At 43.5% G+C, this 17,419-nt stretch carries 21 protein-coding genes; 3 read left to right on the plus strand and 18 right to left on the minus strand.

Annotation, left to right across the window (positions count from 1 at the left end; genetic code table 11):
* Positions 1-9 precede the first annotated feature (9 nt).
* The 5 genes from bshB1 to QNH28_RS20225 are packed head-to-tail and all read right to left on the minus strand — an operon-like array spanning position 10 to position 2,902.
* Positions 10-720, minus strand: a complete 711-nt coding sequence (bshB1, locus tag QNH28_RS20205; protein ID WP_283908275.1) for a bacillithiol biosynthesis deacetylase BshB1 — start codon at positions 718-720, stop codon at positions 10-12.
* Positions 717-1,139 carry a methylglyoxal synthase gene (locus tag QNH28_RS20210; protein WP_042129517.1) on the minus strand — a complete coding sequence of 141 codons (423 nt, stop codon included), beginning with the start codon at positions 1,137-1,139 and terminating at the stop codon, positions 717-719. The genes bshB1 and QNH28_RS20210 overlap by 4 nt, the downstream gene beginning before the upstream one ends.
* A gap of 15 nt (positions 1,140-1,154) precedes the next feature.
* Complete coding sequence (gene dapB / locus QNH28_RS20215; protein ID WP_283908276.1) at positions 1,155-1,958, minus strand: 4-hydroxy-tetrahydrodipicolinate reductase; 804 nt, start codon at positions 1,956-1,958, stop codon at positions 1,155-1,157.
* Between the two features lie 33 nt (positions 1,959-1,991).
* Positions 1,992-2,513, minus strand: a complete 522-nt coding sequence (locus QNH28_RS20220) for a tetratricopeptide repeat protein (RefSeq protein WP_283908277.1) — start codon at positions 2,511-2,513, stop codon at positions 1,992-1,994.
* Positions 2,514-2,572: 59 nt separating this feature from the next.
* Positions 2,573-2,902: a nucleotide pyrophosphohydrolase gene (locus QNH28_RS20225; RefSeq protein ID WP_036676271.1), complete on the minus strand. Its 330-nt coding sequence runs from the start codon at positions 2,900-2,902 to the stop codon at positions 2,573-2,575.
* 168 nt (positions 2,903-3,070) lie between these two features.
* Between QNH28_RS20225 and QNH28_RS20230 the strand changes: the two genes are divergently transcribed.
* Positions 3,071-3,940, plus strand: coding sequence for a YitT family protein (locus QNH28_RS20230; protein WP_042190138.1), 870 nt, complete (start codon positions 3,071-3,073; stop codon positions 3,938-3,940).
* 56 nt (positions 3,941-3,996) lie between these two features.
* On the opposite strand, the gene QNH28_RS20235 is transcribed toward QNH28_RS20230, so the two are convergent.
* The 13 genes from QNH28_RS20235 to QNH28_RS20295 form a co-directional block, all read right to left on the minus strand.
* Positions 3,997-4,896: a sporulation protein YpjB gene (locus QNH28_RS20235; RefSeq protein WP_283908278.1), complete on the minus strand. Its 900-nt coding sequence runs from the start codon at positions 4,894-4,896 to the stop codon at positions 3,997-3,999.
* A 155-nt stretch (positions 4,897-5,051) separates the two neighbouring features.
* Complete coding sequence (locus QNH28_RS20240) at positions 5,052-5,693, minus strand: DUF1405 domain-containing protein (protein WP_283908279.1); 642 nt, start codon at positions 5,691-5,693, stop codon at positions 5,052-5,054.
* A gap of 88 nt (positions 5,694-5,781) precedes the next feature.
* On the minus strand, positions 5,782-6,654 hold the full coding sequence (locus tag QNH28_RS20245; RefSeq protein ID WP_283908280.1) for a menaquinol-cytochrome c reductase cytochrome b/c subunit: 873 nt from the start codon (positions 6,652-6,654) through the stop codon (positions 5,782-5,784).
* A gap of 26 nt (positions 6,655-6,680) precedes the next feature.
* Complete coding sequence (gene qcrB, locus QNH28_RS20250) at positions 6,681-7,352, minus strand: menaquinol-cytochrome c reductase cytochrome b subunit (protein ID WP_042129529.1); 672 nt, start codon at positions 7,350-7,352, stop codon at positions 6,681-6,683.
* A 6-nt stretch (positions 7,353-7,358) separates the two neighbouring features.
* Complete coding sequence (locus QNH28_RS20255) at positions 7,359-7,913, minus strand: QcrA and Rieske domain-containing protein (RefSeq protein WP_094874664.1); 555 nt, start codon at positions 7,911-7,913, stop codon at positions 7,359-7,361.
* A 239-nt stretch (positions 7,914-8,152) separates the two neighbouring features.
* Positions 8,153-8,572 (minus strand): DUF2487 family protein, encoded by a 420-nt coding sequence (locus QNH28_RS20260; RefSeq protein ID WP_283908281.1) that lies wholly within the window; start codon positions 8,570-8,572, stop codon positions 8,153-8,155.
* 296 nt (positions 8,573-8,868) lie between these two features.
* Positions 8,869-10,131, minus strand: a complete 1,263-nt coding sequence (gene ltrA / locus QNH28_RS20265; protein WP_283908282.1) for a group II intron reverse transcriptase/maturase — start codon at positions 10,129-10,131, stop codon at positions 8,869-8,871.
* Between the two features lie 180 nt (positions 10,132-10,311).
* The gene (locus tag QNH28_RS20270) at positions 10,312-10,473 is read right to left on the minus strand and encodes a hypothetical protein (protein WP_179085742.1); all 162 of its coding nucleotides are present in this window, start codon (positions 10,471-10,473) and stop codon (positions 10,312-10,314) included.
* A gap of 253 nt (positions 10,474-10,726) precedes the next feature.
* Positions 10,727-10,906: an IDEAL domain-containing protein gene (locus tag QNH28_RS20275; RefSeq protein ID WP_042129535.1), complete on the minus strand. Its 180-nt coding sequence runs from the start codon at positions 10,904-10,906 to the stop codon at positions 10,727-10,729.
* 245 nt (positions 10,907-11,151) lie between these two features.
* On the minus strand, positions 11,152-12,234 hold the full coding sequence (locus tag QNH28_RS20280) for a hypothetical protein (RefSeq protein ID WP_283908283.1): 1,083 nt from the start codon (positions 12,232-12,234) through the stop codon (positions 11,152-11,154).
* 89 nt (positions 12,235-12,323) lie between these two features.
* Positions 12,324-12,911, minus strand: a complete 588-nt coding sequence (locus QNH28_RS20285; RefSeq protein ID WP_283908284.1) for a histidine phosphatase family protein — start codon at positions 12,909-12,911, stop codon at positions 12,324-12,326.
* A gap of 179 nt (positions 12,912-13,090) precedes the next feature.
* Positions 13,091-13,681, minus strand: a complete 591-nt coding sequence (locus QNH28_RS20290; RefSeq protein WP_283908285.1) for an anti-sigma factor family protein — start codon at positions 13,679-13,681, stop codon at positions 13,091-13,093.
* A 5-nt stretch (positions 13,682-13,686) separates the two neighbouring features.
* Positions 13,687-14,274 (minus strand): RNA polymerase sigma factor, encoded by a 588-nt coding sequence (locus QNH28_RS20295; RefSeq protein WP_042190156.1) that lies wholly within the window; start codon positions 14,272-14,274, stop codon positions 13,687-13,689.
* 808 nt (positions 14,275-15,082) lie between these two features.
* Between QNH28_RS20295 and QNH28_RS20300 the strand changes: the two genes are divergently transcribed.
* Together QNH28_RS20300 and QNH28_RS20305 are read left to right on the plus strand one after the other, a co-directional pair.
* Entirely contained in the window at positions 15,083-15,649 is a 567-nt protein-coding gene (locus tag QNH28_RS20300; RefSeq protein WP_283908286.1) for a helix-turn-helix domain-containing protein, read from the plus strand.
* 251 nt (positions 15,650-15,900) lie between these two features.
* Positions 15,901-17,124 carry a CynX/NimT family MFS transporter gene (locus tag QNH28_RS20305; RefSeq protein ID WP_283908287.1) on the plus strand — a complete coding sequence of 408 codons (1,224 nt, stop codon included), beginning with the start codon at positions 15,901-15,903 and terminating at the stop codon, positions 17,122-17,124.
* Positions 17,125-17,419 lie beyond the last annotated feature (295 nt).

The following is a 17,419-nucleotide window of genomic DNA, read 5'->3' on the forward strand; positions in this document are numbered from 1 at the left end:
TTCTATACTTTATAAAGTATGATCCCCCGCAGTAAACAGATCTACTGCATAAGGAACTTTTGTTGCAAACCCTTCCGCATAGGGAATGAGTCTCCGTTGTCCAAGCAACATGTCTCTGGAGCGGACACGTTCAATGTAACCTTCCGTTAGCGGTGTCGATACAGCATCAGCACCGAGCGGCTTGGTGAACTGGGACCGATAGCAGGACAGCGCCTGCTCCTTCACCCCATATTGTTTAGTAACATCTACAATAAGATCCGTACGTCCCAGATCATTTATAAAATAAAAAAACAGCTGTGGAGCCGGAACTGCCGGCTTGTCCGGCATATATTTACGTAGTTTGGCATTAAAGACAGCCTCTTCTACTAGCTTACTGCACGCAATATGATCCGGATGACGATCTTCCCAATAAGGAGCAAAAACAATCGCAGGAGCAAACCGGCGAATTTCTGCTGTCACAGCAGCCACATGCTCTTCTGTTATAAACAGCCCTCTGTCAGATAAACCCAAATTCGTCCGAACTGACACGCCAAGCAGATCAGCAGCTTGCTGAGCCTCTTCCTTGCGTAGCTCTACAGTACCGTTCGAGGACATTTCCGCAGCTGTTAAATCGCACAGACCTACTTTTAATCCTGCAGCGGTATGCTTCGCAATCGTACCTGCCATTCCGATCTCCGCATCATCCGCATGAGCCCCAAATACAAGAATGTCCAGCTTCATTCATCAACACCTGGTTTGTATTTATGGACGAGTTCACGCCAAGCAAAGTCACCACGATCAATCGCCTTCACAAGCACCTCAGCTGTTGCGATATTCGTAGCTACAGGTATACCGTATACATCACATAGACGAAGTAAAGCTGTAATATCTGGTTCATGTGGCTGTGCCATTAACGGGTCTCGCAAGAAAATAATAAGATCCAATTCATCCTGTGCTACCATTGCCCCAATTTGCTGATCTCCACCTAATGGTCCTGACATATAACGATGGATTTTCAAGCTAGTCACATCCATGATCCGTTGGCCTGTAGTCCCCGTAGAAAACAATTCATGACCTACAAATACATGCTCATAAGCTAATACAAAATTTACGATTTCATCTTTTTTACGATCATGTGCAATAAATGCGATTTTTAACATGGTGTTCTCCCCTGTCTATTCTATAAAGTGCTCAAATCCATAGATCAAACCAGTGTATCCCATAACCTTTTGAATACCCATCTTAACGCCTGGCATATATCCTGCTCGCTCATAAGAATCATGCCGGATTTTTAAGGATTGTCCGAACCCACCAAAAATCACTTCTTCTTGGGCAAACACACCAGGAAGACGGACACTATGTATCCGGAATCCGTTATAATAACCGCCACGGGCACCTTCAATAGTTTCTTCTTCTTTAGGGTTTCCTTGACGAAGCTCTTCACGTACTTCTGAAATCATCTCTGCCGTTTTGATTGCAGTTCCGGATGGAGCATCCAGTTTTTGGTCACCATGATACTCGATAATCTCCAGATGTGGAAAGTATTTTGAAGCTTGAGCCGCAAATCTCATCAACAGAATAGCCCCTATGGAGAAGTTCGGAGCAATAAGTCCACCTATCCCCTGGTCTTGACACTGCTTGTCCAGTTCCACAATTTGCTCCGGTGTGAATCCGGTTGTACCAATAACCGGACGCACTCCATATTTAATGGCTAGCACTGTATTCATATACGCTGATTGCGGTGTAGTGAAATCGACCACAACATCTCCGTTGCTTCCCGCGAGGGCAGCCTCAAGATCTGAAGTTACAATAACTCCTGAGTCTTCGAGACCTACTAGACGGCCTGCGTCAATATCCGTCCTTGAACGATCTACCGCAGCAGCTAGCTCCAACTCTTCGTCCTGCAGCACAAGTTTAACTACCTCTTTACCCATTCTCCCGCCTGCGCCGGATACGATAACTCTGATCTTGTTGCTCATATCTTTTCATCCTCGCTTTCACTAGTTATATAGTTACTGCATATACGATTGTATGGATTTCTGAAGGTCTACCATCAATTCTCGCAAGCCAGAATCATCCGGATGTAAAGAAATCACTTCTTTCAAGGCGGCCATAGCCTGCATATGTTCATTCACATGACTATGTGCGATGGCAAGCCATACATAAGCATCCCCATATAATGGATCCAGGGTGATGGCCTCTTTAAGTAGCGTAATCGGGTGATACGGGTTACGAGTTTTGTTATCTTCATCTTCTATCAACCGCTTAGCTTCCTGTACATGCATCATAGCTTGAAGATGCTGTAGATGTAGACTATACTCAGGTTTGCTTCCATCTAACTTCATAGCCACCTGAGCATGAACTAAAGCTTTATCTAGCATACCACTGCGGGCATACGTTATGGAACAACGATATCTGACTTCAGCATCAGCCGGACTAGCTGCAATCGCGGCTTCAAAGCAAACAATAGCTTCTGCAAAGTCACTACGCAAAATAGAGCGATAGGCTTCTCTTACATAATCCCTTTGATCCATATACACACCATCCTCACGGCTAAATCCCGTTCGTTTGGTACAGCATATGTTATAGAGGCCTAATCGGTGTCTTTGGGTGTCCAACGCCCAGCATCTCGGGTATTAAACTTATGCATGACCTTATTATGCGCTTCCGTCAGATCAATCCCAAGAGAATTTGCAAAACAAACGGTAATAAACAAAATATCTCCCAGTTCGAGCTCTATAGAATTCTCTGCTTCATCAGACTTCTTCGGCTTCTCGCCGAATTCATGATTAACTTCCCGCGCCAACTCTCCGACTTCCTCGGACATGCGGGCTAACATAGACAGCGGACTGAAGTATCCTTCTTTAAATTGCGATATATAAGCGTCTACTTCACGCTGAATGTCACCAAGACTTTTGTCCATAAAATGTATCTTTACCCCCTCTGTATATCTTGCCTTCTGTTTGCCCCTATGTTATCGTAAAGACGTTTTGAAGACAAATCTTTTTTGAATATTTTAACACCTGCAAGAAAAGGTATACTTATTATAGGAAAAGAAAAACTGCCTTAACAAGGCCTAACGAGGGATTCCATGAATTCAAACAAGGTAATTTCAATCAGCAAAACAGTTGCCCCGATCATGCTCGGAACCGCAGTATATGCATTCGGACTTCTGTACTTCATCATTCCCAGTCAACTAATGGAAGGCGGCGTAACAGGAATCACACTGCTGCTCAATTATGCTTTTGACATTCCTATCTTTTTAACAACACTGCTAATCAATCTCCCATTGTTTCTGCTGGGTTGGAAAGTGCTAGGCGGACGCCAAATTGTATACACAGGTGTAGGGATCGGGTCTTTGTCCCTTTTCTTGTGGATCTTCGAAAGATTGATCTCTGCTGGATGGATCGTTCCTTTCAGTACCGAACATGACTTTATTCTTGCTGCGCTATACGCAGGGGTAACGCTTGGAACAGGGCTTGGTATTGTGTTCCGTTTTGGTGGCACTACAGGTGGCGTAGACATTGTGGCAAGAATTCTGGGACGGAATTTCGGCTGGAGCATGGGGCAGATTATTCTAGCCATCGACATTTTCATTATCGGCTCTTCCATCTTCTATATTCCCAAAGAAAAAATTCTTTACACACTCGTTGCAGTGTTCATCGCATCGCGTGTCATTGATTTTATCCAGGAAGGCGCTTATGCCGCAAAAGCTTTTACAATCATTAGTGATGAGGCACCCCAAATCGCCGATCTAATAACTGCTGAACTAGAACGTGGGGTAACACTCATCCCCGCAATCGGTGCGTACTCTAAGCAAGCCAAACATATGGTGTACTGTGTGGTCTCAAGGCAGGAGATTCGCCGCCTTAGTTTACTGGTCAAATCGATTGATCCGCATGCGTTCGTAATTATTAGCGATGTGCACGACGTACAAGGCGAAGGATTCAGAGAAACATAAACCAAAAGGAGCGAGGACTCTTCCCCGCTCCTTTCTGCTATTCATCTAACCATTTACTAAATTGGCTTGTAGTTCTGATTTTCCCCTCGGTATTTACGATAGCCTGCATAAGCTAATACAGCGATAATAAAGCTTGCAGCTAGCCCTCCCCAAATCCCAAATTCTTGCGAGGCCAAGGGTAATGACAAAGCCGGCTCATCCTTCTCTTTTCCGAACATTACCCGTACTGCATCCTGACCGTAAGATACAACTTCAAGCAACCGAGCCCGTTCAATTTTTTGTGAGGAAGAAGGAATGCCTGCTGCATAAGAGAGCCAAGAGTCAAAAGCATTTACAACTTCAGGTTGCCGGGAGACGATCACCGCTGGCCGGATATTCTCGTACCTGCCCTGCAGCCTCTCTACAGCCGTTTTCCATCCTGCGAGGTCATTTGTAGCACCACTTTGCTCCATCGCATTTAAATCCTCGCGGATTAGCTTATAATACTGGAGCCAAATGGGCTGTCCGGGTTGATTCAGACTGTTGGCAGCTAATCGTAACCTGGTGGCTGTAGCCTCCAATTGCTGCTGAGATACTTTCGCACTTGCCACAGCAGCCTTCAGGTCCATAATGACCCCTGACAACGCATTAATACCCTCTACAGAGGTCATTCCTTCAAAAGAAGAGGACACCAAGATCCTGGAAATCTCTTCGGTCTCTTGGCGGACCTTCATCACATCCCCTTCCAAGACATACCCATACAATGCCTCAGCGGCTTGTTCTAGCTGCTGCGCTCCAGTCTTTCCGCTCATTACTACTAGACCGTTGCCCGAACTAACATCGGCGCTTTGTTTGGAAACATTGCCAGAACCTTCACCAGCATCCCCTTGCGCTGCTGAAGCTTTTACAATACTCATGCTGGTCAGTAACCAGCAGAATACTAGAACACCCACCACATAATATCTCCCGCGGAGCATGAGACATCCCCTTCCTACCTAAGAAGAAACGACGTTGTCGTCTTTTAAAGACGATATTCGTTTCTCGTAAAATTATAAGGATAAAGTATAGTATAAAACTTATACTTCTTATAATTCTAAATGTATGGCAGGGGGACAAGGGTTAGAACTGCTTACTAGAACCTATTCTTAAACTGATAGATAGAGTCTACTGGTCTTTGTCTACTACTAAACAACCAAGCAACAATCACACTAAACACCGTAAGCGCCATCGTGAAGTATTGCACCTGGGTGACATCGTCATTCAGCACAGAAGGTAACCATGGATATATTCCATAGGAATAGTCCAGCATATCATTAGCGAGGGTCCAGAACAGCGCTAGCGGAATCATTTTACGGAAAGAAAAGAATCGTGCATAGATCAAAGCTTCTATCGCCATCCCCAAATGAGAGATCACCAGCATCCAGTCTTTCCAGACTAAAATATCTCCTTGATAACCTCCAGCAAAAATCATACTTACCGCCCAAATCCCATACTTCACAGACGTCACTACCGCTAACGCCTCAATAAGCTCCCTTACGTTATTTCCCGTATAGCTTTTTGGAGGAAAGAGCATTAGCAACAGCGCCAAGGTAAAGAACAAGCTCGCGGTTGGACTATCAGGAACAAACGGAAGCAACCAAAGCGGAAAGTTAGCCGCCGTGAACTCCAATTGATTGCCATACCATATGTAGCCATAAATTGTACCGAGAAGATTCACAATAAATAACAGCCAAATAATTCCTCGGTGCTTAAACAGTTTATCAAGAACTGACATACAGATCATTAACCTCCCAAGTAGTGGCTACAATTGGACATATAAAAACCTGACCGCAGTTTCGATCAGGTTTTGCGTTATTATTATTTTACTGTTCGCTTTTTTGTTTGGCAAGCCAGTCTGCCAAGGCATCAATGTCTTGATCCGAAAGCCCCGCTCCCAGAGCAGTATCATACATCTTCGGCATCTGCCCTTGACCCTCTTTTATAATAGTAAGGATTGCTTCTTTATCATGGGTGTCTCCAACGCCCCGAAGTGAAGGTCCAGCTGCCCCTTTTAAATCCGCCGCATGACAAGAGATGCAAGTAGCTTGCTTAAACAGCCCCATAGCTGGATCATCCTTGTCTACAATCGCTACTTCCTTTGCCTTAACTGCACTCGAGGTAGGAAGCCCCTTCGCCCTATTCTCTGCCGCCTTCTCTTCCCGTTGAACATCTTCAGGAATTTGACCAGTTTCAGCCATTTCATGTTTGTATTCAGTCCAAGCGGTATTCGTTAAGTACACAATCGCCGCAAGTGATAAGAACATCAAAGATGAAGCGATCGGTCTACGATAGAAGCGACGTTCTCTGCCCGTGTCAAGAAATGGAGCTAGAAGAAGTGAACCAAACGCTACACCAGTTACTCCTAATGTACCCAGAACGATATAATCACCAGAAGCATAAGGAAGCTTCAAATACTGATAGAGAAACAAGAAATACCAGTCAGGAATTGGGATAACCGTAGCACTCGCATTCGCTGGAAACCCTAGCGGCGCTGGCTCTGAAATAGTAAGCACTAATATTCCTACAAGTACAACGACGCCAACCATCCATTCTTTCAGTAGAAAGTTAGGGATAAAGGCTTCCGATTTACCAGGATAGGCTGAATAGTCTGGAGGTGTGATAAATCCATTGCCTTTACGAACTCTGGTATCACCGACATATACAACCTTTTCCTTAGAATTGTTTCCATGTGCCATCCGTATTCCTCCTCTCTCAGATTAACTTACAACGGTCCAGAAATCCCTTGTCTGCGGATCATAATAAAGTGTCCTACGAGCAGACTAAGAAGCACCGCTGGGAGGAAGAATACATGTAATGCGAAAAACCGAGTCAATGTTTCTGCACCAACAATCGTACCGCCTTGCATAAGTTCTTTCAGTACAGGACCCATCACTGGAACAGAGTTGGCAATTTCGAGCGTTACCTTAGTCGCAAAGTAAGCTTTATTGTCCCAAGGCAATAAGTAACCCGTTAAGCCGAGCCCCAACATTACGAAGAAGATGAGCATTCCAACCACCCAGTTCATCTCACGCGGAGCTTTGTAAGAGCCTGTAAAGAAAACGCGCATCGTATGAAGAAACATCATAACAATGACTAGACTTGCACCCCAGTGATGCATGCCGCGAACAATTTGTCCAAAAGCAACACTGGACTGTAAGTATTCAACACTAGCATAAGCATTGATAATATCTGGAACATAATACATCGTTAAGAACATACCCGATAAGATCTGAATCACTGTAATAAAAAAGGTCAGTCCGCCAAAACAATACACAAACGCTGAGAAGTGATGGGCCGGGTTAACATGCTCAGGAACCTCATGATCGGCCACGTCTCTCCAAATTGGCGTAACATCCAAACGTTCGTCAATCCAGTTATAGACATTTTTAAACATTAGAACCTACGCCTCCTCACTCGCTACTGTATTAGGCACAATATCACCCAAAAGAACCCACCCGTTATCAAATTTCGTTTTATACTGGTCAAGTGGTTTTGGAGCTACTTCGAGATTTTTGCCGAGTTTGGTGTAACGTGCACCGTGGCAAGGGCAATGGTATTCGTCCGGATATGCCTTATCATTGTTCCATCCGACCGTACATCCTAAATGTTTACAAATGGGTGAAAGCGCATAAATATCACCCTTTGCGTCTTTACGGATCCACGCAGTCAGCGTTGCTGTGCTATCGTACCATCCGTCCTTCTGTTTCAATTCAAACGTAAACTCTTGTGGCTCTTCGGTGATTTTGCTTATTTCAGCAACCTTTATAAAATCACCCGCGCCCTTCTTATGTAATATTGGGTCCACGACAAAACGGACCATTGGGAGTATTGTACCTGCCCCCATAAAAGCAGTAGCGCCACCTAGTGTATAGGTCAAAAATTGCCTGCGCGACATCTCTTTACGGCTGGGTGGTTGTTCAGGCCAAATATCCTGTTGATCATTATGGCTGCTCATACTGTTATATAACCCCCTTCTCAAGATATAAGAAAGTATCTATGGTGTCCGATCCGAGATGCCTTACTATAAATAATCCGTTTTCAAATCTTTTCAATGAAATACATCACATACCATTTCGATTCAACCTAATAATAGCTTAGGCTCCAAAACCCGTCAAGAATATTGTCTAATTTGTGACAGGCCAAAAAGTGATTTTCGCTTATAATTGTTGATTTTCTGTCACATTTAAAAGGGGTTCATCGCCGCCACATCTCTTGAATTTTCATACCAATATTGCTGTTAATCTTACCTTCCAGAGAGGCCTCAATGATAGGCAGAGAGAGTACTAAATCGCTTTCAATTATTTCTCTCTCCTGAAGTGCTATATCCGCTGTCAACACAACTGCATACTGGAAACCACTGGATTTGACTTTTCGGCAAACCTCATTAATTAAATCGACATACCCTCCCCCTCCATACTGAATCGCTGGGTAAGTTACAATACGTCCCTTAAAAGGGATTTCCACCAAATCCATGAAATCACGTAATCTCTCTAATGCTTGAACCGTCTCAGGAGGACTCTCGGAACCACTTAATCCTGTAAAAGGTATGAGACATGTATCATAGAATTTTCGATTCTCTTCCCACTGCTCTACTTCAAAATCACTGAATTTCATTGATGTCCATCTCCCTATATACGATCCTTCGTCGCTTCCACTTTTCACAAATTTGCCCGAAGTTATAAATCCCATTATATTGAAAGAGGGGGACGAACGTCTAGATTTAGATTTTACAGATATGATATCAATCCAATGTAGAAGTAGATATACAAGTCTTAGAAGTAGTAATGGGGTTCATACTTTGAGAGCTTCATTGCTCCATTAGAAAAATCACATCTATAAAATCGAGTAGGAGGGGGCGGTGAGCCCCCGACCTCTCACACCACCGTACGTACCGTTCGGTATACGGCGGTTCATGAAATATTCCGTAGTAAGTTGTATCTGTCCATTAAGCTCTTAAGTCCATTGGTTTCCCAGTATCGGTTATTCAATGCTCGTGACAAAATTGGACTCCCTGCAATTCGCCAGTACCCTTTTCGGGTATTTCCCCACTCATCCGCTTTATCCTTGCGTACGCCTAAGGATATTAGTCTTTTGACTTTGGTTCTCGGGTTCTTCCATTGCTTCCATAGGCACATTCTTAGCCTTCTTCGTATCCACTTATCCATGTCTCGAAAGCTACTTGGTGTATCCGCTAGCGAGAAGTACCCACACCATCCCATAAGATATTGGTTTAGTTTCTGGATTCGCTCTTCCATCTTCATCGGCTTCTTTCGAGAGGTTATCTCTCGAATTCTAACCTTCGCTTTCTGCAAGGATTGCTGTGCTATCCTCACCTTTGGCTCTTGGTCCACACTAAAACTAAAACCCAGAAACTTCCGTTTCCAGGGGCGGTCTACCGCACTCTTGCCTTGGTTTACCTTGAGTTTTAGCTTTCCCTCAATGAACCCAGTGACGGATGCTTTGACTCGTTCACCTGCTCTCGGAGTTTTCACGTAGATATTACAGTCGTCCGCATAGCGCACAAATCGGTGTCCACGTTTCTCCAGTTCCTTATCCAGTTCGTCCAGTACAATATTAGTTAATAACGGACTCAAGGGCCCCCCTTGCGGCGTTCCTTCTAATGTCGGCTTTACTAATCCATTCTCCATCACGCCCGATTGAAGATATTTACGAATAAGTAAGAGGACCTTCTTGTCCTTCACTTTCTCCGCAATCTTCAACATAAGACGGTCATGGTGGACGCGGTCAAAGAATTTCTCCAAGTCTAGGTCGACTACGAATCGATATCCTTCTTTCATGAATTCTCTAGCTTTCCTCACCGCATCATGTCCCCGCCTTTTGGGACGAAATCCATAACTGTGCTCGGAAAACTGTGGATCGAACAATGGGGTTACCACCTGCGAAATGGCTTGCTGAAGCATTCGGTCTGTCACGGTAGGTATCCCTAACATCCGGACACCTCCGCCGTTCGGTTTCGGGATTTCGACCCGTCGTACGGGGCTCGGTTCATAGGTTCCTTCTTCTATCGCATGCCGTAGGGTTTGCCAGTTTTGTACGATGTGTTTTCGTAAGGATTTTACGGACATGCCATCTACGCCATGGCTTCCTTTATTGGCTTCAACACGCTTTAAGGCTTGCAGAAGATTTTCCCGTGACAGCAACTGCTCCAACATTTTTTTTTACCTCTCTTTACGTGATTTGCATCTTCCTCTTGTGCCAAAGATGAATTCAGCCCTGCTGAAGTCCCCCACGGGATTCACCGCTTCCTTCTTCAGTTAGGTCCTTACGGATTTTTTTTTTCTGCTTTCATCACTCATCTCGAACGCCTGGATATACAAATACCTATTTCATGTTCAGCCCTTCCGCCCGTGTTGCACCACGGGGCGTACTATGGCATCTGCTGACTTCTGTACGTTCAGCTTACCTTCACAGGTAAGGTTACGGAAGTTGTTCCGCGTTCCGTACAGATCTCCCCAGGTAAGAACGCTATCTTCCTCTCCATCTATCTGCTTCATTTACTCTCGCACACCTTTGGCAGTAAGGGTTTTAGTTTGTTTAGCAACCTCACCCAACGTACGCTAGCCTTATATGAAGTTCGTGTTCCTCAGACCGGAGATTTGCCGCCGGCTTCCTTCAGATTCCACCTCACGGTGGACACCCTTGCCTTAGACTAATGGCTACTACTGCCTTCGCCATTCGGGACTTCAACCCTATAGATAGCGCCCATGCTGGGCGCACTAAAAAAAGAAATGCGCTAAGCGCATTTCTTTATGCCAAACTTTTAAGTTCCTCTGTAAGATTTCGAAAAGCCAACTTATCTCCTGTAGCCAGCGCCGTGTCAATCTCACGGTGCAAGATGTCGGAGCGACGCTTTCGCAGCGCTTCATCCCACACCATTTCTGCCGCAAGTCCTAGCATCACTTCGTACGTAGCCTTCATTTTGTCCATTCGATACACCTCCGCTGTTTAAGAGATCCATATTACTTTAATATTTTGATATCCCTCAAGATGATTTTGTTTTCGGTTTCAAAAGAGACGGCACCTACTAAATCATATTCAACAATCCTGTCTACGTTCTACATATTTACCTATTCTGATCCATACTTCCTCTTTTGTTCCCATCAGCAACCCATGCGAAGACCTCGTTTACATATGTAATCCCCATAAGCATTTACTTGTATGCCTCCATACTACTATAGATGTTTAGGCACGGCTATCTCCATCCCCCACGGCGTCATCATCACAACGAGTCCAGCAGTGGTCTCGCCTAATTTAAGCATCCCAAGGTGCACCATCATCCGAATAATTCGTTGCTCCAGAATAGAAGCAGCATTGTCATAATAGAACGGTTTGATTAACCACCCCACACCATCTACTAATGAAGGAACGCTCACCCAATTCCCAGCGCTAATGCTTACCCAATACACAAGTGAAGGTAGGTTTGGTACAGCCCCCTTATATAGTTTTAACCAAAAAGAGAATATCTGCATCAACGAGTCACATTTTCCATCGTTCAACACAGCCTCCCCTGTCGATGTAAGCCTTAGCCGAAAACCTTCTTCAGTGATCCAGCGGCGATGACGAACATAATCATATAGGAGCGCTAATCTTGGTGGATAATGCTCACATGCCCTACCATAACCAAATCTCCAGCCGCCTTTGCTAAGGAGATCCTCCGGAATATGAAGTGCATTCATCACGCCTTGCTGATACCGCCTATACATGGCCCCTTCCTGATTCAGCTCTGGCTCATTCTCCTTAATATATCGCAGAAGCATGACCAGATCACTTAACAGCAATTCTCCTTCATTTCGATACATGGCTGGTTCAGAGCTAACCGTAACCTTTTCCTTGATATGTGCGCTCATCGTCTCACGAAAGCGCTCTTTCAAGTCTTTGGGCACTTGGAACAAGTATCTGGTTTGCTGAGAGGAACCACTAAAGAGCCAGCCTCCACTTTTGAAACGAGAAATCATCTCTCGGAAGCCTCCGGACTTTCCCTCAGGAGCATCGAAAGAAGCCTGCCTAGCTACAGCCAACAAATCTTCTAGACTAAAGTAGCTGCGTTCATCAAAAAGTAATGTATTCAGAAACCGTAAATCCTCCGGAGCACATTCCCGGATATGAGACTCCATAAAACTTCTGCTTCCAAGCATAATCAAAATACTCTGGATCAAGTCATGTTTGGAATTCTGCTTGCATTCACACCGGTAGCGTCCCGCTATGGCGGTCAGCTGTCCAATATCTGCATACGTGAGCATATCCGCCAGATTCATGTTTTATCGCCTCACCGTTTTACTACCATTATGGGAAATACAGCCCATTTTATTCCCCTTAGCGCAAAAAAAATAACCCGATGCACGGGTTAACGCTGATTTTGCAGGATATGACGAGTACAATTGTATAAAATAGGGTTCCATTCCCGCTCTTTCTTTTCCAAAATGGTTAGTGATAAATTTCCAATTCGTTCAGAATACTTATCCTTGTAAAGTGCTGTGTACAGTTGAGCGAGGAATCCTCCATGAGATATGACAAGTATATTCTTATTGGGATGCAGCGCAGAAATGTCTTCCATAAAGGCAAGTGCACGAGCTTGTAGCTGTTCGTCGGTTTCTTGACCAAGTGAAAGCTGACCCCAATCTTTCCCCCACTTCTCTTCACGCTCAGCAGCAGTAAGCCCTTCTACCTGCCCGTAAGCACGTTCTCGGATACGATGATCAGGATCGAGCAACGGTAAATTTAATTTGTCAGCGATAATCTTGCCTGTCTCTGCTGCCCGGGAAAGGTTACTTGTAATGCAGTAGTCCCAGCGATACGGTTCTTGTAATAAGCGGTCAGCAAGCATAGCAGCTTGCATCCGTCCTTCATCATTAAGCGGAATATCACTTTGCCCCTGTATCTTTCCAATTGCGTTCCAGTCCGTCAATCCATGGCGTATCAAGCCGATTAGCATATTGCCTCCCCCTTTTCACCCAAGTATTTGTCTCTTAATGTAACATGGATGAAATAAAAAGTCTTCTTTTATAGGTATTAGAATACAAAAAATCCCCTTATCTTTACATAAAGGGACTCCCACATCGTTCATAACACTATTATATACTGCAATAGCCAAGTCATACATCAATAGACCCTTTATGATCTGCGATATCGATTCAGCCGGGTTAATGAAAACACTGCAAAACCCACACCAAGCATGGATAACATCATCCAATATTGAGGATGAGTAGGTCCCATATTCACTACAAGCGGTTCAATGATCCCACCCTCAGAGCCTAAAATGGGATACGTGGATGTCCATTCCATAGAACCAGCAACGCCAGTCTCAACAATTCCACTTTGAGCAGCAGTGATATCAGCAGGTGTTCTAAACATAGTAAAGTAAAGAACACTGGACAAAAATACCGCCAGGAAGCAAGCGATCCAAAGACTAAGCCTATGGCGAACAATGGCAGATGTCCCCGCGGATTTCCCATCCCCTGGCATCAACCAAGGACTCTCTAGATAAATCCGCTCCATTACTTTAACATTTATAACTTCCGCACGTTCTTCACTGATCTCTTCTTTCAAATCGTGCATAAGCTGACTGCTCTCTTGCCACAGAGACCATTCAGCGGCGCAGTAAGGACAAGTTTCAATATGTTGTTCAAGCAAAATCCGCCTAGGATGTGTGGGGGGAGCGTCCCACAAGAGCGGAATACATTCTTGCGCTTCCCTGCAATTCATTCGCCTTACACCCTCTCAACCTGCTCTTCAACTTCAGGCTCATTGAAATAGGATTCGAGTTGAAGCTTCACACTACTTCTGGCACGAAACAACAATGATTTCACGGAGCTTACACTCTGATCCAAAATTTCTGCAATTTCTTGATAATCCATCTGATCATATTCACGCAGGATTAGTGCAGAGCGTTGTTTCTCCGGAAGATTATTAATTGCCTCACGGACCAAGTTCATCCGTTCTTTACGCAATGCAGCCTGCTCAGGTGCTACTTCAAACGGTGCAACGGGAGTATATCCACTCTCTTCTAGGGATACATTACCGGCACGATTCTTACGAAGCTCACTTAGCACAGTATTACGAGCAATAGTGTACAACCACGTTGAAAAGGAAGCATCTACCTCTCGAAAGGAATGCAAGCTACGGAATGCCTTGTAGAAAGTCTCCGAACAAAGGTCCTCTGCAATTAGCTCCATTTGTGAGTTTCTAAGCATATGATATACAAATGCCAATATTTTTCGTTGATAACGACGCATTAATTCTGAATATAATTCTGTGTTACCTTGTTTGATTTCCTGGATCAACTGGGAATCCGTCATGGTGAGATTGGCCCTCCTCGCCCTTGCACGTCTTTTCCCGTCCGGTCCGTACTTATTATACCGGTTTGGGCTTTAAAAGTTGCGGTGGTTTACTGCAACTTTTTAGTTTATTACAAGATGAAACGATATTGTCGACCTTTTATGTAAGACAACCGTTCCTTATGGAAATTCAAGGGAAAATATATGACGTGCAACTTATCCGTTCTTCATTTTGAAATACACCTATGTATATTCAAACACCCAATAATTAAGGCATGATGATTGTGATGAATATAAAAAGAAAAATGGCATATTTCTAAGAGCATATAAATTTTATAACGAATCTAGAAATATACCAGATCTATTGTATCACAGATTCTCATAGGATGACATTAATAGACTTCAGAGCGGTAATCTCGTCAGCATGACCTGACAACAGATTATAAACGAACATGAAGTTCAACAATAAGACTTTGATCACTGTAATATGACTTTAATCTCTTTTTAATAAACTGTTGACAAAATGTAAACGTATACATATAATAAAAGTACAGTATGGTTTCTCTCCACTCCTATCCAAATACTACACGGTTCCAATTTATTGTGAACTGTAGCCGCTTACTTTGTAAGCGGTCTTTTTTTGTCCTGTAAGCGCTGTACCTTCTGTTAGATGATCTATAATAGGTTATTTTACTATGGCGAGCGAATTAGCTTCCACAAATCCCCACAGTCATCTATTACCCCGTTTGCGTCCACTTGAAGAGGTATGGAAAAGAGTCAAGATAAACAATATACTAGCTATAAAGATATTTGTTGAGGTGAATATAAAATGAATGACATTGATGAATCAAAACAACTTGTACTACAAATCGGCGGTGCCTTGAAAAAGTACAGAAAAGAAAAAAACATGAACTTAGATGACTTAGCGGAATTAACAGGTGTAAGTAAACTTACTCTGGGGAATATCGAACGCGGCGAGACAAATCCAACTTTGGCGATTATATGGAAAATTTCAAAAGGCCTATCTTTACCCCTACTAGCTTTGTTCAAATCTGAAGACCCTGTTAGTTTGTATCGAGCAGGCGAAGGTCTTCGGTTTTCTAATGATCAAAAGAATTGGATCATTGAACCCGTCTTTAAAAACGTAAGCAACGATATTGAAATGTGTCGAGCTTACTTACAGCCAAATAGTTCGTATCACCCTGAAGGTCATCATGTGAATACAACTGAAATTGCGACAGTAATGACTGGTTCCATTGAAATTCAAGTCAATGGTGAGATGTACACATTGAATCAATATGATACGATCAGTTTTCGTGCAGATCGCCCTCACTCTTATACCAATCATACGAATAGCGAAACAGTGCTCCATATCTCCTTAAAATATGGTTTCTAAAAGCCGAAAATTTCACTTATAAAATGCAACTCAGTATTCCATTATATATGGGAACTCAGAGTTGTATTTTTTTTAACTAATATAAAGCACTTCAAGTGATAGGACAGTCTTCATAAAGTTAACTATAAAATACTTATTGTTAATTTTAATATATTATAATATACTTTCATTGTCCGCGCGGATGTTATTTCATAGTTTTTCAATCAGCAGAAAACCAAAAGTACACATAATTCTGGAAGGTGAAATGAAGAATGCCGAACAAGAAAATATTACCATCATCTCTAGGGCTGCTAATACTCGGCATTATTATTATTGCCGCAAATTTACGTGCTCCCTTAACCTCGGTCGGTCCTTTAGTGGGTCTCATAAGGGAAGACGTTCATATCTCCAATACTTTAGCAGGCCTGATAACAACGGTACCGTTACTTACCTTTGCTTTATTATCGCCTCTAGTACCAAAACTAGGACGCAGGTATGGAGTAGAACTTTTAATTTTGTTTGCCCTGATCTTTTTGACTGTTGGTATTGTAATACGTTCTTTAGCTGGCGCTGCAAATCTGTATATTGGAACTGCAATTCTTGGATTTGCAATTGCCGTTTGTAATGTATTAATGCCAAGTTTAATCAAACGTGATTTCCCTAATAAAATAGGTGCCATGACTGGTATCTTTGGAATTTCAATGAGTTTATCTGGAGCGATCGCATCGGGAATTAGTGTACCGCTAGCCGTTAACGTAGGTTTAAAATGGCAGGGAGCGTTGGGAATATGGGGGATCTTAAGCTTTGTATCGATCCTCTGCTGGTCGCCTCAATTAAGGAAGCATACGAAGCGAACAACCTCGACGAGTCAACAGATGGCCTGCAATGATGTAAATGTTTGGCGTTCCCCTCTCGCCTGGCAAGTAACCTTGTTTATGGGTATGCAGTCCATGATTTTCTATGTGCTGATCGCATGGTTGCCTGAAATTTTAAAGCAGCAAGGCATTGACTCAAGCCAATCAGGATGGTACCTCTCAATAATGCAGTTAGCGCTGCTTCCATTTACCTTTATTGTCCCCGTTATTGCTGGGCGAATGTCAAGTCAACGTTCGTTAGTGGTCATCACAACCATTTTGCTTTTGACGGGAACGCTCGGACTGCTTTACGGAAGCTCCAATATCATTCTGTTGTGGATCATCATACTCGGAATTGGTGGAGGCTGCGCCTTTAGCTTATCCATGATGTTTTTCGGTTTACGTACTAAAAATGCGCATCAAGCGGCGGAACTGTCTGGTATGGCGCAATCGATCGGATATCTGCTTGCCGCAATCGGTCCTGCCCTTATAGGATATCTGCATGATGCGACAAATAGTTGGAACCTGCCACTTTTCATTCTGCTTGGAGCTTCGGCCTTTCTCTTTTTAGTTGGTATAGGAGCAGCAAGAAATCGTTTTGTAGATAGCCAAAATAGTTACGGCGAAATAAACTCAAGTTAATTTGGTTAATGTCAGCCAGGAATTTATAATGAATGGCATGACATATGTACCTGAGAATTTCTTGGAAGAAATACTGATCGAAATGGAGAAAGCGAGTTCGGGAACAGTTGCAAAAAGCCAAATCTAAATTAGAGCGAAAAACACCCAATATAAGCCCTCCAAATGAAATAGCGTCAGTGGAGTCCGAAAGACTACTTCAAAGGTGGTACTGACGGCGGCATGTGGAAGCTAGCAACCAACAAGCCAGAATAACAAAACAGCGATTCTCTAATAACATGAGAATCGCTGTTTTTAC

Source organism: Paenibacillus sp. G2S3 (assembly GCF_030123105.1).
Classification (GTDB): Bacteria; Bacillota; Bacilli; order Paenibacillales; family Paenibacillaceae; genus Paenibacillus_AQ.

What these genes read in the sequence shown, in the direction of transcription:
- QNH28_RS20235 (WP_283908278.1), bottom strand. Translation starts at nt 4,896, where the DNA reads ATGCTCCGCGGGAGATATTATGTGGTGGGTGTTCTAGTATTCTGCTGG.
- QNH28_RS20295 (WP_042190156.1), bottom strand. Translation starts at nt 14,274, where the DNA reads ATGACGGATTCCCAGTTGATCCAGGAAATCAAACAAGGTAACACAGAA.
- QNH28_RS20305 (WP_283908287.1), top strand. Translation starts at nt 15,901, where the DNA reads ATGCCGAACAAGAAAATATTACCATCATCTCTAGGGCTGCTAATACTC.
- QNH28_RS20285 (WP_283908284.1), bottom strand. Translation starts at nt 12,911, where the DNA reads ATGCTAATCGGCTTGATACGCCATGGATTGACGGACTGGAACGCAATT.
- QNH28_RS20230 (WP_042190138.1), top strand. Translation starts at nt 3,071, where the DNA reads ATGAATTCAAACAAGGTAATTTCAATCAGCAAAACAGTTGCCCCGATC.
- QNH28_RS20240 (WP_283908279.1), bottom strand. Translation starts at nt 5,693, where the DNA reads ATGTCAGTTCTTGATAAACTGTTTAAGCACCGAGGAATTATTTGGCTG.
- QNH28_RS20210 (WP_042129517.1), bottom strand. Translation starts at nt 1,139, where the DNA reads ATGTTAAAAATCGCATTTATTGCACATGATCGTAAAAAAGATGAAATC.
- qcrB (WP_042129529.1), bottom strand. Translation starts at nt 7,352, where the DNA reads ATGTTTAAAAATGTCTATAACTGGATTGACGAACGTTTGGATGTTACG.
- QNH28_RS20270 (WP_179085742.1), bottom strand. Translation starts at nt 10,473, where the DNA reads ATGAAGCAGATAGATGGAGAGGAAGATAGCGTTCTTACCTGGGGAGAT.
- ltrA (WP_283908282.1), bottom strand. Translation starts at nt 10,131, where the DNA reads ATGTTGGAGCAGTTGCTGTCACGGGAAAATCTTCTGCAAGCCTTAAAG.
- QNH28_RS20260 (WP_283908281.1), bottom strand. Translation starts at nt 8,572, where the DNA reads ATGAAATTCAGTGATTTTGAAGTAGAGCAGTGGGAAGAGAATCGAAAA.
- QNH28_RS20220 (WP_283908277.1), bottom strand. Translation starts at nt 2,513, where the DNA reads ATGGATCAAAGGGATTATGTAAGAGAAGCCTATCGCTCTATTTTGCGT.
- bshB1 (WP_283908275.1), bottom strand. Translation starts at nt 720, where the DNA reads ATGAAGCTGGACATTCTTGTATTTGGGGCTCATGCGGATGATGCGGAG.
- dapB (WP_283908276.1), bottom strand. Translation starts at nt 1,958, where the DNA reads ATGAGCAACAAGATCAGAGTTATCGTATCCGGCGCAGGCGGGAGAATG.
- QNH28_RS20245 (WP_283908280.1), bottom strand. Translation starts at nt 6,654, where the DNA reads ATGGCACATGGAAACAATTCTAAGGAAAAGGTTGTATATGTCGGTGAT.
- QNH28_RS20225 (WP_036676271.1), bottom strand. Translation starts at nt 2,902, where the DNA reads ATGGACAAAAGTCTTGGTGACATTCAGCGTGAAGTAGACGCTTATATA.
- QNH28_RS20300 (WP_283908286.1), top strand. Translation starts at nt 15,083, where the DNA reads ATGAATGACATTGATGAATCAAAACAACTTGTACTACAAATCGGCGGT.
- QNH28_RS20255 (WP_094874664.1), bottom strand. Translation starts at nt 7,913, where the DNA reads ATGAGCAGCCATAATGATCAACAGGATATTTGGCCTGAACAACCACCC.
- QNH28_RS20275 (WP_042129535.1), bottom strand. Translation starts at nt 10,906, where the DNA reads ATGGACAAAATGAAGGCTACGTACGAAGTGATGCTAGGACTTGCGGCA.
- QNH28_RS20280 (WP_283908283.1), bottom strand. Translation starts at nt 12,234, where the DNA reads ATGAATCTGGCGGATATGCTCACGTATGCAGATATTGGACAGCTGACC.
- QNH28_RS20290 (WP_283908285.1), bottom strand. Translation starts at nt 13,681, where the DNA reads ATGAATTGCAGGGAAGCGCAAGAATGTATTCCGCTCTTGTGGGACGCT.